The 18,846-nt window shown below is 73.0% G+C and carries 23 protein-coding genes; 10 read left to right on the plus strand and 13 right to left on the minus strand.

Going from position 1 to position 18,846, the window contains the following annotated elements:
* Nucleotides 1-17 precede the first annotated feature (17 nt).
* From FHX75_RS13170 to FHX75_RS13205, 9 genes are all read right to left on the minus strand, one after another.
* The gene (locus tag FHX75_RS13170; protein ID WP_154941954.1) at nt 18-881 is read right to left on the minus strand and encodes a PHP domain-containing protein; all 864 of its coding nucleotides are present in this window, start codon (nt 879-881) and stop codon (nt 18-20) included.
* A gap of 26 nt (nt 882-907) precedes the next feature.
* Nucleotides 908-2,110, minus strand: a complete 1,203-nt coding sequence (locus FHX75_RS13175) for a hypothetical protein (RefSeq protein WP_154939819.1) — start codon at nt 2,108-2,110, stop codon at nt 908-910.
* A 50-nt stretch (nt 2,111-2,160) separates the two neighbouring features.
* Nucleotides 2,161-2,934 (minus strand): SigE family RNA polymerase sigma factor, encoded by a 774-nt coding sequence (locus tag FHX75_RS31590; RefSeq protein ID WP_246158008.1) that lies wholly within the window; start codon nt 2,932-2,934, stop codon nt 2,161-2,163.
* Nucleotides 2,935-3,037: 103 nt separating this feature from the next.
* Nucleotides 3,038-3,919 carry a PH domain-containing protein gene (locus tag FHX75_RS13185; RefSeq protein WP_154939821.1) on the minus strand — a complete coding sequence of 294 codons (882 nt, stop codon included), beginning with the start codon at nt 3,917-3,919 and terminating at the stop codon, nt 3,038-3,040.
* 6 nt (nt 3,920-3,925) lie between these two features.
* Nucleotides 3,926-4,084, minus strand: coding sequence for a hypothetical protein (locus tag FHX75_RS30740; protein WP_170285364.1), 159 nt, complete (start codon nt 4,082-4,084; stop codon nt 3,926-3,928).
* A gap of 117 nt (nt 4,085-4,201) precedes the next feature.
* Nucleotides 4,202-4,891 (minus strand): DUF6758 family protein, encoded by a 690-nt coding sequence (locus FHX75_RS13190; protein WP_342798659.1) that lies wholly within the window; start codon nt 4,889-4,891, stop codon nt 4,202-4,204.
* Between the two features lie 88 nt (nt 4,892-4,979).
* Nucleotides 4,980-5,603 (minus strand): TrmH family RNA methyltransferase, encoded by a 624-nt coding sequence (locus FHX75_RS13195; RefSeq protein ID WP_154939823.1) that lies wholly within the window; start codon nt 5,601-5,603, stop codon nt 4,980-4,982.
* A 49-nt stretch (nt 5,604-5,652) separates the two neighbouring features.
* The gene (locus FHX75_RS13200) at nt 5,653-6,141 is read right to left on the minus strand and encodes a hypothetical protein (protein ID WP_154939825.1); all 489 of its coding nucleotides are present in this window, start codon (nt 6,139-6,141) and stop codon (nt 5,653-5,655) included.
* 92 nt (nt 6,142-6,233) lie between these two features.
* Nucleotides 6,234-6,749, minus strand: a complete 516-nt coding sequence (locus tag FHX75_RS13205) for a MaoC family dehydratase (protein ID WP_154939827.1) — start codon at nt 6,747-6,749, stop codon at nt 6,234-6,236.
* A 557-nt stretch (nt 6,750-7,306) separates the two neighbouring features.
* On the opposite strand from FHX75_RS13205, the gene trxA reads away from it, so the two are divergent.
* From trxA to FHX75_RS13220, 3 genes are all read left to right on the plus strand, one after another.
* A complete protein-coding gene (gene trxA, locus FHX75_RS13210; RefSeq protein ID WP_154939829.1) occupies nt 7,307-7,669 on the plus strand; it encodes a thioredoxin in 363 nt (120 codons plus the stop codon).
* Nucleotides 7,670-7,799: 130 nt separating this feature from the next.
* Nucleotides 7,800-8,240 carry a hypothetical protein gene (locus tag FHX75_RS13215; protein WP_154939831.1) on the plus strand — a complete coding sequence of 147 codons (441 nt, stop codon included), beginning with the start codon at nt 7,800-7,802 and terminating at the stop codon, nt 8,238-8,240.
* Complete coding sequence (locus FHX75_RS13220; RefSeq protein ID WP_246158010.1) at nt 8,237-9,199, plus strand: MFS transporter permease; 963 nt, start codon at nt 8,237-8,239, stop codon at nt 9,197-9,199. Before FHX75_RS13215 ends, FHX75_RS13220 begins: the two co-directional genes overlap by 4 nt.
* Before the next feature lie 21 nt (nt 9,200-9,220).
* Here FHX75_RS13220 and FHX75_RS13225 read toward each other — a convergent pair whose 3' ends face one another.
* The gene (locus FHX75_RS13225) at nt 9,221-9,640 is read right to left on the minus strand and encodes a thiol-disulfide oxidoreductase DCC family protein (protein ID WP_154939833.1); all 420 of its coding nucleotides are present in this window, start codon (nt 9,638-9,640) and stop codon (nt 9,221-9,223) included.
* A 91-nt stretch (nt 9,641-9,731) separates the two neighbouring features.
* Here FHX75_RS13225 and FHX75_RS13230 point away from each other — a divergent pair, with 91 nt between their 5' ends.
* The 3 genes from FHX75_RS13230 to FHX75_RS31980 all read left to right on the plus strand — a co-directional run bounded on the left by FHX75_RS13230 (nt 9,732) and on the right by FHX75_RS31980 (nt 13,172).
* A complete protein-coding gene (locus FHX75_RS13230) occupies nt 9,732-11,798 on the plus strand; it encodes an intein-containing Rv2578c family radical SAM protein (protein WP_154941956.1) in 2,067 nt (688 codons plus the stop codon).
* Nucleotides 11,799-11,836: 38 nt separating this feature from the next.
* Nucleotides 11,837-12,244 carry a CoA-binding protein gene (locus FHX75_RS13235; RefSeq protein ID WP_088964111.1) on the plus strand — a complete coding sequence of 136 codons (408 nt, stop codon included), beginning with the start codon at nt 11,837-11,839 and terminating at the stop codon, nt 12,242-12,244.
* Between the two features lie 169 nt (nt 12,245-12,413).
* Nucleotides 12,414-13,172 (plus strand): hypothetical protein, encoded by a 759-nt coding sequence (locus FHX75_RS31980; protein WP_154939835.1) that lies wholly within the window; start codon nt 12,414-12,416, stop codon nt 13,170-13,172.
* 12 nt (nt 13,173-13,184) lie between these two features.
* Here FHX75_RS31980 and FHX75_RS13245 read toward each other — a convergent pair whose 3' ends face one another.
* Nucleotides 13,185-14,381: an acyl-CoA dehydrogenase family protein gene (locus tag FHX75_RS13245; protein WP_088964115.1), complete on the minus strand. Its 1,197-nt coding sequence runs from the start codon at nt 14,379-14,381 to the stop codon at nt 13,185-13,187.
* A gap of 180 nt (nt 14,382-14,561) precedes the next feature.
* Between FHX75_RS13245 and FHX75_RS13250 the strand changes: the two genes are divergently transcribed.
* Complete coding sequence (locus tag FHX75_RS13250; protein ID WP_154939837.1) at nt 14,562-15,089, plus strand: DUF4190 domain-containing protein; 528 nt, start codon at nt 14,562-14,564, stop codon at nt 15,087-15,089.
* 12 nt (nt 15,090-15,101) lie between these two features.
* Here the strand turns inward: FHX75_RS13250 and FHX75_RS13255 are convergent, their stop codons facing one another.
* On the minus strand, nt 15,102-16,007 hold the full coding sequence (locus FHX75_RS13255) for an SDR family NAD(P)-dependent oxidoreductase (RefSeq protein ID WP_154939839.1): 906 nt from the start codon (nt 16,005-16,007) through the stop codon (nt 15,102-15,104).
* Between the two features lie 112 nt (nt 16,008-16,119).
* Between FHX75_RS13255 and FHX75_RS13260 the strand changes: the two genes are divergently transcribed.
* Nucleotides 16,120-16,596, plus strand: coding sequence for a DUF4190 domain-containing protein (locus FHX75_RS13260; RefSeq protein ID WP_154939841.1), 477 nt, complete (start codon nt 16,120-16,122; stop codon nt 16,594-16,596).
* Between the two features lie 40 nt (nt 16,597-16,636).
* Here FHX75_RS13260 and FHX75_RS13265 read toward each other — a convergent pair whose 3' ends face one another.
* Complete coding sequence (locus tag FHX75_RS13265; protein WP_154939843.1) at nt 16,637-17,593, minus strand: HpcH/HpaI aldolase/citrate lyase family protein; 957 nt, start codon at nt 17,591-17,593, stop codon at nt 16,637-16,639.
* Nucleotides 17,594-17,723: 130 nt separating this feature from the next.
* Between FHX75_RS13265 and FHX75_RS13270 the strand changes: the two genes are divergently transcribed.
* Nucleotides 17,724-18,548 carry an SDR family NAD(P)-dependent oxidoreductase gene (locus FHX75_RS13270; protein ID WP_154939845.1) on the plus strand — a complete coding sequence of 275 codons (825 nt, stop codon included), beginning with the start codon at nt 17,724-17,726 and terminating at the stop codon, nt 18,546-18,548.
* Nucleotides 18,545-18,838, plus strand: a complete 294-nt coding sequence (locus FHX75_RS13275; RefSeq protein ID WP_154939847.1) for a hypothetical protein — start codon at nt 18,545-18,547, stop codon at nt 18,836-18,838. The genes FHX75_RS13270 and FHX75_RS13275 overlap by 4 nt, the downstream gene beginning before the upstream one ends.
* The last annotated feature ends 8 nt before the right edge of the window (nt 18,839-18,846 follow it).

Consider the following 18,846-nt stretch of genomic DNA (forward strand, 5'->3'; position numbering starts at 1 on the left):
GTGGACGGAAACGCGGATCAGCCGGAAGCGACTCCGGTCACTCCGGAGGCCGCCGCGACGATCCGCTCGTACGCCTCCGGGGCGGTGGTGTGCGCGCCCAGCCGGACGGTCTTGTGCGTGCCGTGGAAGTCCGACGAGCCGGTCACCAGCAGGCCCAGCTCGGCAGCGAGCGCGCGCACGTGCGCGGCCTCGGCCGGGGAGTGGTCCTCGTGGTCGGCCTCCAGGCCGGCCAGCCCGGCCGCGGCCAGCTCGACGATCAGCTCGTCCGGCACGATCCGGCCCCGCCGGGTCGCCCGGGGGTGGGCGAAGACCGGTACGCCCCCGGCGGCCCGGATCAGCTCGACCGCCCGGAACACGTCCACGTCCTCCTTCGGCAGCCGGTAACGCTCGCCCAGCCAGTCCGCCCCGAACGCCTCGGTGGTGGTGGCGACCAGGCCGGCCCGGATGAGCGCCGCGGCGATGTGCGGCCGGCCGACCGTCCCGCCGCCGGCCGCGGCCATGATCTCCGGCCAGCTGATGTCGACCCCGTCGGCGCGCAGCAGCTCGACGATCCGCTCGCCGCGCACCTCACGGGCGAGCCGCACCCGGGCCAGCTCGGCGACGAACTCCGGGTGGTCCGGGTCGAAGAGGTACGCGAGCAGGTGCAGCGGGATCGCCGGCTCCACCCCGTGCCACCGGCAGGAGATCTCCGCGCCGCGGATCAGGGTGAGGCCGGGCGGCAGCGCCCGCACGGCGGCGTCCCAGCCGGCGGTGGTGTCGTGGTCGGTGATGGCGACGACGTCCAGCCCGGCGTCGGCGGCGGCGCGGACCAGTTCGGCCGGGCTCAGCGTGCCGTCGCTGGCGGTGGAGTGGGTGTGCAGGTCGATCGCCGGACGCGAGATCACGCTCCGACGCTACCGCCCGGCCGTCAGGAGGCGCCGGCCACCACGACCGGGCGCTCGCCGGAGGTGACCCCGCTCAGCATCGTCGTGGAGGCCCGTCCCCCGGCCAGCACCTTGTCGGGGTCGACCCGCGCCAGCGCCCCGCCCCGGTCGACGTAGGCGGCCATCGTGGCGCCGTTCCACGCCACCTCGCCGCTGATCGTCGGGCCGGCGGCCCGGGCGGCGTGGCCCGGTTCGGGGCCGGTGAGGTCCACCAGGAGCGCGCCGTCCGTCCCGCCGGTACGGCCGTTGACCAGCAGCCACCGGCCGTCGGGGGAGACGGCGCCGAGGCCGTCCCCGGCCAGCGGAGCCGCGCAGCCGGTGGCGGTCGGCGCGAGATCGGCCGGGTCGAGCACCGCCAGGCAGGACCGGCCCGGATTCCCGTCGGCGGGCACCCGCCCGACGGGCCGGCCGTCGGGCAGCGCGCCGTAGACGTCGAGGACCCGGCGGTCGCCGTCGGGCAGTGGGCCGGCGGCGGGCCGCCACAGCAGGTGGCCGCCGGTGCGGGAGCGCACCAGGACGCGGTCGCCGACGAAGCGGACCGGCGTGGCGCCCTGCGCGGCGGTCGTACCGGCGGTGGCGAGGAGCCGGTTGGCGACCAGGCCGGCCGCGAAGAGCCCGTCGCCGTCCCGCCAGGCGACCTGCCGGCCGTCCGGGCTCAGCACGACCGCCTCGGCACCGGCCAGCAGCACCTGCGGGGCGTCGCCGGACGGCACGACCCAGAGGGTGCGCCCGGCCGGCGTGGGTGCCCCCACCACCAGCCAGCCGCCGTGCTCGGGCAGCCGCTGGGCCCGTTCGACCGGGCCGATGCCCAGGTCGTACCGCTCTCCCTCGGCGGTGACCAGCGCACCGCCGACGATCAGTTCGACGTCTCCCCCGGCGCGCGGGGCCGGTGGGGCGGGGGCGACCGGCCAGGCGGCCGCGGTGGCCCCGCCGCGCGGATCGCCGAGCACCACGGTGGGCGTGGTGGAGCGGCCGGGGTGGCCCCCGAGCTGCGCCATCCCGGCGGTCACCGCCGCCGTGGCGACCGCGGCCAGCGACAGCCCGGTCAGCGTCCGCCGGTGACGGATCCGCCGGGCCCGGCCGATGGCCAGCCCCGCCGGATCGGCGGCCAACGGCGGAGGCACGGCGACCTGGCGGGAGAAGGTCTCCCGCAGCGCCCGCTCCAGGTCGTCCTGCGTCACAGCCATTGGACGCTCCGAGCCGCCGGTCTGGTTGTCCCGTGCGGCCCGGGTCGGCTTCACCGGGTCTCCGCCGGGACGGCCGCCCGGGGGCGGACGGCACCGGGCACGGGCAGTTCGGGCCGCCGACCCGCTCCGGCGGGCACGTCCCGGCCGGCACCGCGGGCCTCGGCCGGGCGGGGCGACGGGGTGGTCGCGCCGCTCCCGGCCGTCCGCCCCGGCCGCCCGGCCTGCGGGGCACGCCGGGGGCCGGCCGGTTCCGGGGGTACGACCGCAGCCGCCCCGGACGACGCGGGCCGTCCTTCGGTCTGGGTCGCCGTCTCCGGCAGTTCCCGTGCCGCCTCCTCGCCGAGTCGACGACGCAGGGTGGCCAGCGCACGGGAGGTCTGGCTCTTGACCGTGCCGGGCGAGATCTCCAGCAGCGCGGCGGTCTGCGCCTCCGACATGTCCTCGTAGAAGCGCAGGACCAGCACGGCCCGCTGCCGGGCGGGCAGCGCGGTCAGGTGCCGCCAGAGCACGTCCCGGTCGAGCTGCTGCTCGATCTCGTCGACCCCGGCCCGCTCGGGCAGCACCTCGGTGGGGCGTTCACCGTGCCAGCGCCGCCGCCACCAACTGGTCGAGGTGTTGACCATGACCCGCCGGGCGTACGGCTCGATCGCCTCGATCCCGCCGAGCCGCTTGCAGGCCAGGTACGTCTTGGTCAGCGCGGTCTGGAGCAGGTCCTCGGCGGTGGCCCAGTCCCCCGCCAGCAGGTACGCGGTGCGCAGCAGGGCACTGGAGCGCGCCGCGACGAAGTCGCGGAACTCCTCCTCGAGCGGATCCCGCTCGGCCACGCGTCACCTCCGCACCCCGTCCCTGCAGGCAGGGTGCCATGGCCGAGGCGGCGGGGTCGACGGCGAAAGGTTCGCAGTTCCTCCGATGAACGGACGAAAAGCTTCAGGCGCCGTCGTCGGCCTTGGCCTCGTCGGCCTCCTTGCCCAGCCGCGCCTCGACCGCCTGCGGCTCGTACATCTCCTCGACCACACGCAGGTAGAGCTCGTTCGGGTTGGGCAGGTTCTTGATCTCCCGCAGCGCCTGCTCCTGGCCCGCCGACTCCAGCACGAAGGTGCCGTAGTTGAGCGCGCGGCCGGTCGGGGTCTGCTCGTACTTCATGTCGGTGACCCGGACCAGCGGCATCATGGCGACCCGGCGGGTGATGATGCCGTTGACCACCATGACCCGCTTGTTGGTGAGGATGAAGCGGTCGTACCACCAGTCGGCGACCCGCCAGGCGACCCAGCCCATCACCGCGAACCAGAGCAGCACCGCGACGGTGGTGAGGGCGCCGACGTCCTGCCCGGCGAGGAAGCCGGAGAGGTAGCCGAGGATGAAGGTCGCGGCGACGCCGACGACGATCGGGGTGGAGAGATGGATCCAGTGCCGCTTCCACTCGCCCCGGTAGCGCTCGGTGGGGAAGAGGTAGCGGGCGACCAGCGAGCTGGGCTCGTCCTCCAGGGGCAGCACCCGCCGGGGACCCATCGGCATGCCGGAGGCGTCCACCCGCAGCCCGGCCAGCTCCTCCTCGGAGATGGTGGTCTGCTGGTAGCCGGCCTCCGGGTCGCGCGCCCAGGTCCGCCCGGAGCGGCCCTCACCGGCGTATCCAGGCCCGTCGCCGTAACCGATGTCGTCCGAAAGGGACGGACCGTCGGAGAGGCCCGGGCCGGAGCCGTAACCCGGACCGTCGTCGGGACGGAACCGCGGGATCGGCTCGGTGTCCCGCTCCCGGCGCTCCCGGTCGGGGTCGTCGGGATCGAAGGGGGGTCCGGAGGGGCTGCCCATGGGCGGTCAGGCGACGAGGCTGGTGAAGAAGTCGCCGAAGCCCTGGGCGATGTCCATGATGCCGCCGCCGAGCGACTTGAAGACGTCCGCGGCGGAGTTCGGCCGGTAGGCGACGAAGAAGATCAAGAATGCGACGCCGGCCCAGGTGAGGACCTTCTTGACCATAGCGGGCCATCCTCTCGCGCGGGGCCGGGTCCGTTTACCGCAGCGGCACCCAGAGTATCAGTATGGTGTCGTACAGTGAATATCTGCGCCCGTTCCCTCGCAAGTCCGTCAGGGCGGTCAGGCCCTGCCGTGCAGGTGAGGTGACGGCGCGCCGTACACGAGCTCGGGCGGTGTCCACTCGGAAAGGTCGTGCAGGACGACGTCTTCCGCGAGGAGGTGACCCGCGCTCGCCGGCCAGGCTATCGCATGCAGCCACATTCCCCGAGCCTCGCCCGCGTACGCGCTTCGATCCGCCGCCGAATTCACCAGCCACAGTGGAGTCGGGTGGCCACCGACCTTGATCCGGGCCGGCTCGACGTGCTCCGGGTGGCCGAGCCCGGGGCCGGGGCCGGTGAGCGCCTCCGCGAGTTCGGGCCCCGGGTCCGGTCCGGACACTCCGGCGAAGCGGGCGCCCAGCCCGACGCCCGGCTCCTCGGCCACCAGCAGGAGTTCGGCCGGTCCCCCGCCCAGTGGCGCCGGACCGGCGCAGGCCACCGCCGTGGCCCGTACGCCGGAGGGATCGTCCCCGGCCCAGCCGACCCCGGTGACCGTCCAACCCTGCGGCAGCGGCCACGGACACCAGAGCGGCACCCGGGGCCGCTCGGCCTTCTCGTCGGCGACGACGCGGTCGACCACGCTCGCCATGATCTCGGCTCCGATGTTCTCCGGTACGTGCAGCGGCGCGACCGGGCCGCACCGCGCGCACCGCGACTCGGGGTGCATCAGGTCGGGGAGCCGGACCTGGCCGGCGCACCTCGGACAACTCACCACGACACTCACATCCCCACCGTGACCCCCGGCCAGCGGCCCGTCAAGCGGAGCGGCCGTTTCGCCCTTCGGCGAGCCTCTGACGACCTCAGGCGGGCGGGGGGCCGGCGTGGGTGCGGATCCAGGCGTGCATGGCGATGCCGCTGGCCACGCCGGCGTTGATCGACCGGGTCGAGCCGTACTGGGCGATGGAGAAGAGCTGGTCACAGGCGGCGCGGGCCGGGTCGGACAGGCCCGGCCCCTCCTGGCCGAAGAGGAGCACGCAACGGCGGGGCAGGGTGGTGGTCTCCAGCGGCCGGGAGCCGGGCAGGTTGTCGATGCCCACCACCGGCAGGTCCCGCCCGGCGGCCCAGGCGACGAACTCCTCGATCGTCGGGTGGTGCCGGACGTGCTGGTAGCGGTCGGTCACCATGGCGCCGCGCCGGTTCCACCGGCGCAGCCCGACGATGTGCACCTCGGCGGCGAGGAAGGCGTTGGCGTTGCGGACCACCGTGCCGATGTTGAAGTCGTGCTGCCAGTTCTCGATCGCCACGTGGAAGTCGTGCCGGCGCTCGTCCAGGTCGGCGACGACGGCCTCGCGCCGCCAGTACCGGTAGCGGTCGACGACGTTGCGCCGGTCGCCGGCGGCGAGCAGCTCCGGGTCGTAGCGCGGGTCGTCCGGCGGGTCGCCGGGCCACGGTCCGACACCCACGTCGAGCTGGTCCTCGGTCACGGTCACAAGAGGGTACGGCCGGCCGGGGCACCGCCGGACGCCGCCCCGGTCACCGCAGCCCCAGGGCACCGCCGAGCCGGTCCAGCAACCGTCGGTCGGCGGGACCGGGCGGATCGCCGGCCCGGCAGACCCGGGCGGCCACCGACTCCACCCACTGCCGGTACGCGGCCGAGTCGGCCGGGTCGGCCCGCCGGTCGAGTACGCGTACCGCGGCCCGGCAGGCGGCGAGGAGGTCGACCAGGTCGGTGAGCCGGTCGGTCTGGGCCGGCGCCCCGTCGTGGCGGGCGTAGATGGCGGTGACGACGGCGCGTACCAGGTCGCTGTCGGAGGCCCGGCCGGCGGCCACGGCGTCGAGCCCGGCGAGCCCGGCGGCGACGCCGCGGGGCGGGCGGCCGGGCGTGGGGGAGGCGGCGGCCACGAGTACCCGGCCGGGCAGGGTGGTGAGCAGGTCCCACTCGGCGGCGGAGTAGACGGCGGTGGTCAGCGGTGCGGCACGGCGTCCGGCAGAGGGCGGCTCTCCGGCGAGGGAGTGGCTCATCAGGACCTCCGGCGCCAGCATATGCCCCGGATCGCGAAAAGGGCCCCTTCCCGACCAGAACACGGTGGGAAGGGGCCCCGTCGGGGCTGCGGTCAGCGGGGCTCGGGGAAGCTCGGCCGCTCCGGGTCGACGCCGTCCGGCACCGCCGCGGCGGCGTACTCCCTCTTGGGAACCATGACCTTGCGCCGAAAGACGCAGACCAGGGTGCCGTCCTGGTTGTAGCCGCGGGTCTCCACCGCGACGACGCCCCGGTCCGGCTTCGACCCGGACTCGCGCTTGTCCAGCACGGTGGTCTCGCCGTAGATGGTGTCGCCGTGGAAGGTCGGCGCGACGTGCCGCAGCGACTCGACCTCGAGGTTGGCGATCGCCTTGCCGCTGACATCCGGCACGGACATGCCGAGGAGCAGCGAGTAGATGTAGTTGCCGACCACCACGTTGCGCTTGAACTGGCTCGCCGACTCGGCGTAGTGCGCGTCCATGTGCAGCGGGTGGTGGTTCATGGTGAGCAGGCAGAAGAGGTGGTCGTCGTACTCGGTCACGGTCTTGCCGGGCCAGTGCCGGTAGACCGCGCCGACCTCGAACTCCTCGAAGTAGCGGCCGAACTGCATCCTTGTCCCCTTCGACGGGCGGCGATGGAGTTCGGCACAGCATGCCTTACCGGTGGTTAAGGCGATGACGGGGGCGGAGGCCGAGTGGAAATGTCACACCGGGCACATCCGGGGGGGAGACGCAATGAGCGGCGGGGCCCTCCCCGGCACCCGCCGCCCACGCTCTGATGCCAGAGATTCTGCCGTACGCGGTGGACACATCGACAGAGACGGACGTCACATTTACCTTTTTGTGACATCACTCTGAGTAGTCGACGACGCCGTGCCATGCGATCTCTAGCCGTACAGTCACCCCTTGTCAAGGCTGAAGTTACCGACTCGTACCGCCGGGTGGCGTGGATCTCCTTGGAAACGCTCCCATCACGGGAGGTGACGCAAGTGCGTGGTGCATTTGCGTTCCGCAGCGCCGGATCGACAGATGCGGTTCGATGGGTTGTCCGACCTCCGGCCGGCCCCGCCCCGGGCCGCGCTGGTTTCGGCCCGCCCGGGCCGGGAATTCAACCGGGGCTGCCCTGGTTCTACGGGACGAAAAAGCAATCCGCTGATCGGAGAGTGCAATGGCAACGGTTGAGCTGACCACGGCCAACTTCGACGAGGTGACCGGGAGCGACGGCATCGTGCTGGTCGACTTCTGGGCCGAGTGGTGCGGCCCGTGCAAGCGGTTCGCCCCGGTCTACGAGCGCTCCTCGGAGAAGCACCCGGACATCGTCTTCGGCAAGGTCGACACCGAGGCGCAGCAGGAGCTCGGCGCGAAGTTCGACATCCGCTCCATCCCGACGATCATGGCGATCCGGGACGGCGTGATCGTCTTCGCCCAGCCGGGCGCGCTGCCCGAGTCGGCGCTGGAGAACCTGATCGAGCAGGTCCAGGCCCTCGACATGGACGACGTGCGCAAGCAGCTGGCCGACCACAAGCACTGAGCACCACCCACGACGGCCGGGCCCTCCACCAGGGGGTCCGGCCGTCGGCGTACCCGCCGACACGCAGGGCCAGCGGCAGACCGCGCAGGGACACCGTCCCGACGTCCCGATCCCGTATCGTCACGACCCGATGGAGACGTTGACCCCCCGCGGCCGCGCGGTCCGGCTGGGCGCGACCGCGCTCGGCCTGGCCCTGCTGCTCGCCGGCACCCTCTGGGGGGTCGACGACCACTTCCCGTTCGGGCCGTTCCGGATGTACTCCACGTCGGAGCCACCGAACGCGCCCGCCCCTGACACCCGGGTGGAGGGCGTCGACCGCACCGGCGCGGTGATCGCGCTGGGCCAGGACGCCACCGGCATCCGCCGCGCCGAGATCGAGGGCCAGCAGGACCGCTACACCGCCGACCCGACGTTGCTGCGGCAGGTCGCCGACGCGTACGCCGAGCGCCACCCCGGCGCGCCGGAACTGGTCGAGGTCCGCATCGTGATCCGCTGGTACGGCATCCACCAGGGCCGACCCACCGGACGGTGGACCGACGAGACCACGGTGCGCTGGCAGGAGGCGCGGTGACCCGCTGGCTGACCGAGGCGGTCCCCCGCGGCCGGGTGGCCGCCATCCGCACCCTGGTCTACCTCTTCGTCGCCGCCGACCTGGTCGTCTTCACCCCGTGGGTACGCACCCGGGTCGACGTCCCGGGCGAGCTCTACCAGCCGTTGCTGATCGGCCGGCTGCTCCCGCTGCCCACCCCGACCCCCACCATGGTCGCGGCCATCTTCTGGACGCTGCTGGCACTGGCTCTGCTCGCCGCGACCGGCCGCGCACCACGCCTGCTCGGCTGGTCGGTCTTCGCGCTCTACTTCGAGTGGATGATCATCGCGATGAGCTACGGGAAAGTCGACCACGACCGGATCGGGTTCCTCGTCGCGCTGGCCGCCCTGCCCACCGCCGGGCGCGCCCGGCACGGCGACCCGACCCGCACCGAGGCCGGCGGCTGGGCGCTGCGGGTCACCCAGATCGCCGTGATCTGCACGTACTTCCTCGCCGCCTGGGCAAAGCTGCGCTTCGGCGGGCTGGACTGGGCGACCGGCTCGGTGCTCGCCCGGGCCATCATCCGGCGCGGCACCGATTTCGCCGACCTGATCGCCCAGGTGCCGTACCTGCTGCTCGTCGCCCAGTTCGGCATCCTCGCCTTCGAGCTTCTCAGCCCCGTGGTGTTCCTGCTGCCCGAGCGCTGGCGGCAGGCCACGATCGGCTTCTTCTACTCGTTCCACCTGGTGACCATCGCGACGATCACCATCTCGTTCGCGCCGCACCTGGTGGCGATGACGAGCTTCCTGCCGCTGGAGCGGATCAGGCCGGTGGTGTGGGCCCGCCGGCTGATCACCCGTCGCCACGACGGTGCCGCGCCGACCGGCCCGGCACCGGACCCGCCCGCACCGGAGGACCAGGGGCCGGCACCGGACCACGTACCCGCTGCGGCGCCACCGGTGGCCGGCCCGGCACCGGCGGTCGGGCCGGCGACGCCGTAGCGCGGCGACGCCGGCGGCGGCTCAGGCGTCGGTGGTGGGGCGGCCGCTCGGGCCGTACAGGCGCTCCCGCGCCTCCTGGGGCAGCGCGCAGGCGGCGGTGCCGCCGGGAAGCCGGTGCCGGTTGCGGGCCACCCAGCGGTACGCGGGCCAGGCGGCGAGGCGGACCGGCGGAACGCGCAGCCCCGCGCCGGCCACCCGCCAGAGCGGACCGCTCTCGCCGAGCAGCCGGGCGATGGCGTCGGGCCCGGCGGCGCGGGAGCCGTCGGCGCCGACCCACTGCACCGCCTCCTCGCACTCGGCCTCGGTCAGCCCGAGCGCGTCGAGGTCGGCGAACTGCCACGGCACCACCCGGGCGCCGGTCGGGATGCGCCGCTCGATGAACTCGGCGCACCGGGTGCAGAACGCGCAGTCCCCGTCGTAGACGAAGGTCGACCTCTCCATGGCTCCATCCTCCACCCGCCGCCCGCCGGGCGGGAGCCGGTGTCCGGCGGGTCACTTGCGCTCTTCTCGTACACATGTTCGAATGGGTGTCATGCGCTGGGAGAACCTCTCCGCTCCCCCGGACGAGGGGCATCCCGACGGGTCAGCGCCAGCGACTCCACCCCTGCCGCTGGCGCTGCCCGGCGCGATCGCCCGCACCTTCGACACCCCCGGCTTCGCCGGGATGACCTTCTACGAGGTGCAGGCCAAGTCGATCATCAACAAGGTGCCGGGCACTTCCCGCGTGCCGTTCGAGTGGACGATCAACCCGTACCGGGGATGCAGCCATGCGTGTGTGTACTGCATCTCGGGTGACACCCCGATCCTGATGGCGGACGGTCGCACGAAGCCGATCAGCGAGTTGGAGCCGGGCGACCGGATCTACGGCACCGCCCAACAGGGGGCCTACCGCCGCTACGTCGTGACCACCGTCCTCGACAAGTGGTCGACGACGAAGCCCGCCTACCGCGTCACCCTGGAGGACGGCACCTCGCTGATCGCCAGCGGTGACCACCGCTTCCTGTCCGAGCGGGGTTGGAAGTACGTCACGGGAGCGATGAACGGCCGCGGGCAGCGCCCGTACCTGACCACCAACAACCGCCTGATCGGCACCGGCCGCTTCGCGACCGGCCCCAAGGAGTCCGCCGACTACCGCCGTGGCTACCTCTGCGGCATGGTGCGGGGAGACGCCCACCTCGGCACCCACAGCTATTCCTACGGGACCGTGCACCAGTTCCGATTGGCGCTGATCGACGACGAAGCGTTGCGAAGGACGGAGCGCTACCTCAGCGAGGCTGATGTCGAGACACATCGCTTCTCCTTCTCCGCGGTCACGCGCAACCGGCAGGCCATGGCCGGCATCCGCACGTCGAAGCAGCGGCACGTCCAAATGATCAGCGAACTGATCCGGTGGCCTGCGGACCCGACCGACGACTGGCGGCTCGGCTTCCTCGCCGGCATCTTCGACGCGGAGGGAAGCTGCAGCCGGGGCGCACTGAGGATCAGCAACGGCGACGACACGATCCTCGACCAGACGGCGGCGGCCCTGAGCCGGTTCGGCTTCAGGGCCGTGCTCGAGGATCCAGGGCGACCGAACCGCGTCAGACAACTGCGCCTGACCGGCGGTCTGCCGGAGCGGCTCCGCTTCTTCCATCTGACCGATCCCGCCATCAGCCGCAAGCGGTCGATCGAGGGAGCCGCGCTGAAGTGCCAGGCCCGGCTCAGGGTGACCAGCATCGAGGCGCTCGGGCTGGAGCTTCCGCTCTGGGACATCACCACCGGCACCGGCGACTTCATCGCCAACGGCGTGGTGAGCCACAACTGCTTCGCCCGCAACACCCACACCTACCTGGACCTCGACGCGGGTGCGGACTTTGACCGGAAGGTGATCGTCAAGGTCAACGCCGGCGAGCTGGTCCGGCGGGAGCTGGCCGCCCCGCGTTGGCGCGGCGCGCACATCGCGATGGGCACCAACGTGGACTGCTACCAGCGGGCCGAGGGGCGCTACCGCTTGATGCCGCCGATCATCGAGGCGCTGCGCGACTTCGCCAACCCGTTCTCCATCCTGACCAAGGGCACGCTGATCCTGCGGGACATGCCGCTGCTGCGCCAGGCCGCCGAGGTGACCCGGGTGGGCGTCTCGTACTCGGTGGGGTTCGTCGACGAGGCGCTGTGGCGGGCGGTCGAGCCGGGCACCCCGAGCCCGCGCCGGCGACTCGAGGCGGTGCGCACGCTCACCGACGCGGGCTTCGAGGTGGGCGTGCTGATGGCGCCGATCCTGCCGGGGCTCAGCGACAGCGACGAGTCGATCGACGCGACGGTGGCGGCGGTGGCGGCGGCCGGGGCGGCCAGCGTGACGCCGATGGCGCTGCACCTGCGCCCCGGCGCCCGCGAGTGGTACGCGCACTGGCTGGCCCGGGAGTTCCCGCACCTGGTGCCGCGTTACCGCGAGCTCTACCGGGCGGGCGCGTACGCGCCGCAGGCGTACCAGCGGGAGTTGACCGCGCGGGTGCGGATCGCGGCCCGCCGGCACGGGCTGCACCGGGGCGAGCGGGGCGACAACCGGCAGCTGCCGACCCCGGAGGCGCCGCCCGCCGCCGAGCAACTGTCGCTGCTGTAGCCGGCGGGCCACCGCACCGGTGGGGTTAGAGTCGGCGGGTGCGTACCGCTCAGCAGATCCTCGCCGACTCGGCCGTGATCGCCGTCGTGGGCGCGTCCCGCGACCCCCGCAAGGCCGCGCACAGCGTGCCGTTGCAGATGCAGCGGTACGGCTGGCGGATCATCCCGGTCAACCCGACGGTCGACGAACTCTTCGGCGAGCGGGCGTACGCCTCGCTGGCCGACATCCCGCACCCGGTCGACCTGGTGGACGTGTTCCGGCCGGCGGCGGACGCCGTGCAGGTGGTCCGGGACGCCGCGGCGATCGGCGCGCCGGCGGTGTGGCTGCAACTGGGCATCGTCTCGGCGCAGGCGCGGCGGATCGCCGAGGAGGCGGGCATGGACTACGTCGAGGACCGCTGCCTGATCGTGGAGCGCGCCGCCGCCGGGCTGACCCGGCTGGGCTGAGCGGCCGGTTTCAGTCGGCCCGAGCGCGCCGGTCACCGAGGTCCGCTTTTACGCCGACGACCCGGACGCGCTGGTCGCCTCGGCCCGCCGCCAGCTCGAGGTCGGCGTCCCCGAGCGCTGACCGAGCCCGACAGCCGGACTGCTGGCGGCCGGACCGTACCCTGCGCCCATGCCTCTGCTGCGGACACCGCGCCTGCGCCTGCCCCCGGCCCGGGACGGGCTCTGGTCGCGTCGGCTGCTCTCCCTGGCGGTCGCCGTGGCGGTCACGGCGGCAGTGGTCGCGCCGCTGCTGGCGCTGTCCCGGTCCACCAGCTTCGACAGCTTCGCCTGCCTCGCCTGGCTGATGTTCGGCGTGCACCAACTGGGACGGCGCTGGTGGCCGCCGCGGAACGGCCGGCTGGCCTGGACGGCCCGGGTGGCCGGCCGGGACGCGGTCGAGCCGGGGCTGGTGGCCCGCCGGTCGCTGGCCGGCTGGGCGGATCTCCTGGCGGACCTGACCCTGGTGACCGGGACGGCGGTGGTGGTCACCTCGTGGTTCCCGACCGATCGGGAGTGGGGGCGGATCGTCCGGACACTGCTGGTCCTCGGCGCGGCGGCGGCGGTGGGCCGGATCGCGTACCAGGAGGCGCGGTTCACCGGCCGGTTGGCGCTGACCGCCGGCGGGATCCGCTACGGCAGCCAGTCCTACGACTGGTCGAACATCGACCGGGTCAGCCTGCACAAGCGGGACGGCCGGCTGAACGGGGTACGGCTGCGACCGGTCAGGTGGCAGTCGCTGGAACCGGCGCCGGTGGTCGGTGGTCGGGACACCGCGGTGCCCGAGCAGCGGCTGGCCGCCGCGATCGAGGAGTACCGGTCGCGCCCGTACGTGCTGGCGGGCGGGCCGGTCACCGCCCCGGAGCCGGCTGCCGAGCCGGCCGGACGGTGACCGGCGCACCGGTCAGAGCTTGTACTCCTTGAGCAGGCCCCGGGAGATGATGGTCTTCTGGATCTCCGAGGTGCCCTCGCCGATGAGCAGGAAGGGCGCCTCCCGCATCAGCCGCTCGATCTCGTACTCCTTCGAGTAGCCGTAGCCGCCGTGGATGCGGAACGCCTCCTGGACGACCTCGGCGCAGTACTCCGAGGCGAGCAGCTTGGCCATGCCGGCCTCGACGTCGTTGCGCTGGCCGGCGTCCTTGAGCCGGGCGGCGTTGACCATGAGCGCGTGCGCGGCCTCGATCTTGGTGCCCATCTCGGCGAGCTTGAAGGCGATGGCCTGGTGCTTGGCGAGCGGCTGGCCGAAGGTGCGGCGCTGCTGGGCGTACTGGACGGCCAGCTCGAAGGCGCGGATGGAGATGCCGCAGGCCCGGGCGGCCACGTTGACCCGACCGACCTCGATGCCGTCCATCATCTGGTAGAAGCCACGGCCGACCTTGTCCGCGCCGCCGAGGACGGCGGACGCGGGGACGGTGACGCCGTCGAGGACCATCTCGGTGGTCTCGACGCCCTTGTAGCCCATCTTGTCGATCTTGCCGGGGATGGTCAGGCCGGGCGCGGTCTCGCCGAAGCCGGGCTCCTTCTCCAGCAGGAAGGTGCTCATGTTGCCGTAGACCGACTCCGCGCCGGTGTCGGTCTTGACCAGGGTGGCCACCACCGACGAGTACGCCCCGTTGGTCAGCCACATCTTCTGGCCGTTGAGGACGTAGTTGTCGCCGTCGCGGACGGCCTTCGACTTGATCGCCGAGACGTCGGAGCCGGTCTCCGGCTCGGACATCGAGAACGCGCCGCGCACCTCGCCGGTGGCCATCTTCGGCAGCAGCCGGGCCTTCTGCTCGGCGGAGCCGTGCTGGGAGATCAGGTACGCCACGATGAAGTGGGTGTTGACGATGCCGGAGATCGACATCCAGCCCCGCGACAGCTGCTCGACCACCAGGGCGTAGGTCAGCAGGGACTCGCCCAGGCCGCCGTACTCCTCGTCGATGGTGAGACCGAACAGGCCCATCTCCCGCATCCCGTCGAGGATGTCGGTCGGGTACTCGTCGGCGTGCTCCAGCCGCTGCGCGTGCGGGATGATCTCCTTGTCGGCGAACTCCCGGACGGTTTCCAGGATCGACCGCTGCACGTCGGTCAGGCCGGGCGTCTGGGCGAGTCTGGCCATCTCAGCCTCCGGGGGATCGGCGCATTACTCATGGGTAACTGAACGCTCGGTCAGTATCGGCCCCGGGACCGTCGAGGCCAAGGTGACCAGTCCACACAACCGCTGTGAAAAGGTTCACCGCTGCGGGTAGCGTCCGCAAGAGAGAGGCGCTGTGACCTGCGGCGGAGGAGGCGAACGGACGTGAGTCATCCACCACCCGGCGAGCCGGAGCAGCCACCGTCGCCGTACGAGCAGCCGGGCCAGCCCTCCGGGCTGCCCCAGTGGGGCCAACAGCCCGAGCAGCAGCAGTGGGGCCAGCAGCCGGACCAGCCGCAGTGGGGGCAGCAGCCCGAGCAGCCGCAGTGGGGGCAGCAGCCCGACCAGCAACAGTGGGGCCAGCCGCAGGAGCACCAGCAGTGGGCGCAGCAGCCGGCGTACCCGCCGCAGGGCCCGTACGGCCAGTACGGCCCGCCACCGGGAGGCGGCGGCGGACCGAACACCATGGCGATCCTGTCGCTGGTCTTCGCCTTCGTCTTCGCCCCGGCCGGGATCGTCCTCGGCCACCTGGCGAAGCGGCAGATCCGGCGGACCGGCGAGGACGGTGACCAGCTCGCCACCTGGGGGCTGATCCTCAGCTACGTCTTCACCGCCATCGGCCTGCTCGCCTGCTGCGGCTGGATCGCCCTGGCCGCCTGGGCCAACTCCGACGGCGGCGGCACCTACAACTGAGCCGGGCGGGGGTCAGCGGAACTGCGCCTCGCGGACGCTGTTGCCGCCGTCCACCACCAGCATCTGCCCGGTGATGTACGAGGCGGCCGGCGAGCAGAGGAAGGTGATGGCGGCGGCCACCTCGTCGGGAGTGCCCGGGCGCCCCACCGGGGTCCCCATCCCCTGCTTGATCTCGGCCACCGTCGAGGCCGCCGTGTAGATGGTGCCCGGGGCCACCGCGTTCACGGTCACCCCGTCGGCGATCATCTCCATCGCCAGGGCACGGGTCAGCCCAACCACGCCGGCCTTGGCCGCCGCGTACGCCGCCTCGGTGGGCAGCGCGTTCACCGGCCCGGCGGTGGCCGCCAGGTTCACGATCCGCCCCCAGCCCCGCTCGGCCATCCCGCCGATGAAGGCGCGGCTGCACAGGAACGCGGTGGTCAGGTTCCGGTCGATCTCACCCCGCCACTCGTCGTAGCTGAGCTGGGCCACCGGGCGCAGCACCTCCGGGCTGGCCCGGCTGGCCAGGCCCGCGTTGTTGACCAGCACCTCGACGTCGCCGAGCTGCTCGGCCACCGCGTCGGCGAGCGCGCCGACCTCGGACTCGTCGGTGAGGTCGGCGACGAAGCCGGTCACGCCCAGCTCGCCGGCCCGTTCGTGGATCCGCCGGGTGGTGGAGACGATCGCCACCCGGGCGCCCAGGTCGGCCAGCCGGCGGGCGGTCGCGTACCCGATGCCGTCGGGGCTGCCCGCGCCGGTGACCAGGGCGACCCGCCCGTCCAGCCGCATGGTGACCGGCTCGGCCACCGGCACCGGCTCGTCCTGGTCGTCCGGCCCGGCGGTGGCGACGGCGCGGGTACGCCGGGCCAGCCCGGGGCGGCTCACGTCCCGCCTCGGTCGGCTGCCGGAACGGTCGGCACCACGCGCGTCGATAGCCATGCCGAGATCCTGCCCGCTCGGGACGTCCCGGGCAACGCGGCACCACGGGGACCTCTCGTTTGTCCGGTCATGACTACCCTGACGGCGCACCCACACGCGACGGAGAGACCTGATGACCTATCCCCCACCGCCCGGCGGCTGGCACGACCCGTCGGCCGATCCGACCCTGCCCGTCAGCGGCCAGCCCATTCCCGCCCAGCCGACCGGCAAGGACCCGTACGCCCCGGCCGACCCGTACGCGGGCGCCGTCCCAGCCCAGGCCGGCCCGGTCGACCCGTACGCGATGGCCGGCTACCCGGGGGCCGCTTACCCGGGGTACGGCCAACCGGTGGCGAAGACCAACAGCATGGCGATCGCCGCGCTGGTGCTCTCGCTGGTCGGCTTCGCGTCCTGCATCACCGCGCCGGTCGGCGCGATCCTCGGCCACGTCGCCATGAAGCAGATCCGCCAGACCGGTGAGGGCGGCGAGGGCATGGCCAAGGCGGCCATCATCGTCGGCTGGATCCTGACCGGCCTGCTGCTGCTCCTGCTCGCGTTCTACATCGTGGTCATCGTGCTCGCGGTGATGGACGCCTCCAGCACCTCCTGACCACCGGGCCGCCCCGGTCGCCCGGGGCGGCCCGACCGGTTCACTCCGAGGGCGGGGTGAAGCTGGAGGTGCGGGTCATCCCGGCGGCGCGCCCCTTGGCGGCGATCACCAGGGCCATCTTGCGGGACGCCTCGTCGATCATCTCGTCGCCGAGCATCACCGCGCCCAGCTTGCCGCCGGCCTCCGAGGTGTAGTGCTCGTACGCGTCGAGGATCAGCTCGGCGTGGTCGTAGTCGGCCTGGGCCGGCTGGTAGACCTCGTTGGCGGCGTCGATCTGGCCGGGGTGCAGCACCCACTTGCCGTCGAAGCCCAGCGCCGCGGAGCGCTTGGCCACCTCGCGGAACGCGTCGACGTCGCGGATCTGCAGGAACGGGCCGTCGATGGCCTGCTTGTCGTGCATCCGGGCGGCCATCAGGATCCGCATCAGGATGTAGTGGTAGGGGTCGCCCGGGTAGTCCGGGATCAGCGCGCCGACCACCAGCGACTTCATGTTGATCGAGGCCATGAAGTCGGCCGGGCCGAAGATGATGGTCTCGACCCGGGGCGACGCGGCGGCGATGGCGTCGACGTTGACCAGGCCGGCGGCGTTCTCGATCTGCGCCTCGATGCCGATCCGGCCGACCTCCAGGCCCAGGGTCTTCTCGAGCTGGGTCAGCGTCAGGTCCAGCCACTGCACCTGGGCGGCGTTCTGCACCTTCGGCAGCATGATGCAGTCGAGGTTCGCGCCCGCGCCCTCGACCACCTCGATGACGTCGCGGTAGGTCCACGGGGTGGTCAGGTCGTTGACCCGCACCACCCGGGTCTTGCCGGCCCAGTCGCCCTCGTTGAGCGCCGCGACGATGTTCTTGCGGGCGTCCGGCTTCGCCAGCGGGGCGACCGCGTCCTCAAGGTCGAGGAAGACCTGGTCGGCGGGGAGGCCCTGGGCCTTGCCGAGCATCTTGACGCTGGAACCCGGCACGGCGAGGCAGGACCGGCGGGGGCGACCGACTGCGGCCATAGGATGCGCTCCTTCCAGCGTCCGGCGGGCACGCCGACGCCACCTGGATGACGAGAACGAGAACTTAACGATCCCAAAGGGCGTTGTGACGCCACGGTAACCTCGTGCCGTGACCGGGGTGAATGGACCTGTGGAAGATCTCACTGAGCGTCGGACCGTGGTGGTGACCGGGGCCAGCTCCGGCATCGGCCTGGCTGCCGCAACGGCCCTGGCCCGCCGGGGCGACCAGGTCGTGCTGGTCGGGCGGGACCCGGCCCGGCTCCAGGCCGCCGGCGACCGGGTACGCGAGGCCTGCGGCGAGCGCCCCGAGCTGTTCCGCGCCGACTTCGCGGTGCTCGACGACGTACGCGGTCTCGCCGAGCGGCTGCGGGCCGCGTACGACCGGATCGACGTGCTGGCCAACAACGCCGGGGCGATCGTGCTGGAACCGCTCACCACCGTGGACGGCTTCGAGCTCTCCATGCAGGCCAACCACCTGGCCCCGTTCCTGCTGAGCAACCTGCTGGCCGACCGGATCGGCCGGATGGTGGTGACCGCCTCCGGCGCGCACCGCAGCGGGGCGCTCGACCCGGACGACCTGAACGCCACGCTGCGCCCGTACCGGCCGGTCCGCGCGTACGGCACCAGCAAGCAGGCGAACATCCTGTTCACCGCGGAGGCGGCCCGGCGCTGGCCGGACGTCCGGTCGTACTGCTTCCACCCCGGGGTGGTGCGGACCCGGTTCGGGGCGGACAGCCGGCTGGTCGCCCTCGGCATGCGGCTGCTGCCGTTCCGCAGCCCGGAGCGGGGCGCGGAGACGCTGGTCTGGCTGGCCAGCCAGGACCCGTCCCGGCTGGTCGACGGCGCCTACTACGCCGACCGGAAGCTACGCCGGCCGCTGCGCAAGGCGGCCGACCCGCAGCTCGCCGCCCGGCTCTGGACGGCCAGCGCCGAGGCCGTCGGCATCGACGGATGAGCGCGCCGGACGAAGGGCTCTTCCTGGTGGCGGTGGTCGACCTGGCACCCGACGCCGTCGACGCCGGCCACCGGTACGAGGACGCCGTGCTCGGGCTGCTCGGGCGGCACGGCGGACGGCTGGAACGGCGGTTGCACAGCACCGACGACCGGACCGAGGTGCACCTGATCCGGTTCGCCTCGCGGGCCGGGTTGGAGGGGTTCCTGGCCGACCCGGACCGGCTGGCCCAGCGGGCGGCGATCGGCGACGCGGCACCGACCACCCGGGTGATCGAGGTCCACGACCGCTGACCGCCCAC

This window comes from Micromonospora palomenae (assembly GCF_007829925.1).
Lineage (GTDB): Bacteria > Actinomycetota > Actinomycetes > Mycobacteriales > Micromonosporaceae > Micromonospora > Micromonospora purpureochromogenes.

Coding starts and splice junctions, on each gene's coding strand:
- FHX75_RS13175 (WP_154939819.1), bottom strand. CDS start 2,110: ATGGCTGTGACGCAGGACGACCTGGAGCGGGCGCTGCGGGAGACCTTC.
- FHX75_RS13185 (WP_154939821.1), bottom strand. CDS start 3,919: ATGGGCAGCCCCTCCGGACCCCCCTTCGATCCCGACGACCCCGACCGG.
- FHX75_RS30740 (WP_170285364.1), bottom strand. CDS start 4,084: ATGGTCAAGAAGGTCCTCACCTGGGCCGGCGTCGCATTCTTGATCTTC.
- FHX75_RS13200 (WP_154939825.1), bottom strand. CDS start 6,141: ATGAGCCACTCCCTCGCCGGAGAGCCGCCCTCTGCCGGACGCCGTGCC.
- FHX75_RS13205 (WP_154939827.1), bottom strand. CDS start 6,749: ATGCAGTTCGGCCGCTACTTCGAGGAGTTCGAGGTCGGCGCGGTCTAC.
- trxA (WP_154939829.1), top strand. CDS start 7,307: ATGGCAACGGTTGAGCTGACCACGGCCAACTTCGACGAGGTGACCGGG.
- FHX75_RS13215 (WP_154939831.1), top strand. CDS start 7,800: ATGGAGACGTTGACCCCCCGCGGCCGCGCGGTCCGGCTGGGCGCGACC.
- FHX75_RS13225 (WP_154939833.1), bottom strand. CDS start 9,640: ATGGAGAGGTCGACCTTCGTCTACGACGGGGACTGCGCGTTCTGCACC.
- FHX75_RS13230 (WP_154941956.1), top strand. CDS start 9,732: ATGCGCTGGGAGAACCTCTCCGCTCCCCCGGACGAGGGGCATCCCGAC.
- FHX75_RS31980 (WP_154939835.1), top strand. CDS start 12,414: ATGCCTCTGCTGCGGACACCGCGCCTGCGCCTGCCCCCGGCCCGGGAC.
- FHX75_RS13245 (WP_088964115.1), bottom strand. CDS start 14,381: ATGGCCAGACTCGCCCAGACGCCCGGCCTGACCGACGTGCAGCGGTCG.
- FHX75_RS13255 (WP_154939839.1), bottom strand. CDS start 16,007: ATGGCTATCGACGCGCGTGGTGCCGACCGTTCCGGCAGCCGACCGAGG.
- FHX75_RS13260 (WP_154939841.1), top strand. CDS start 16,120: ATGACCTATCCCCCACCGCCCGGCGGCTGGCACGACCCGTCGGCCGAT.
- FHX75_RS13265 (WP_154939843.1), bottom strand. CDS start 17,593: ATGGCCGCAGTCGGTCGCCCCCGCCGGTCCTGCCTCGCCGTGCCGGGT.
- FHX75_RS13275 (WP_154939847.1), top strand. CDS start 18,545: ATGAGCGCGCCGGACGAAGGGCTCTTCCTGGTGGCGGTGGTCGACCTG.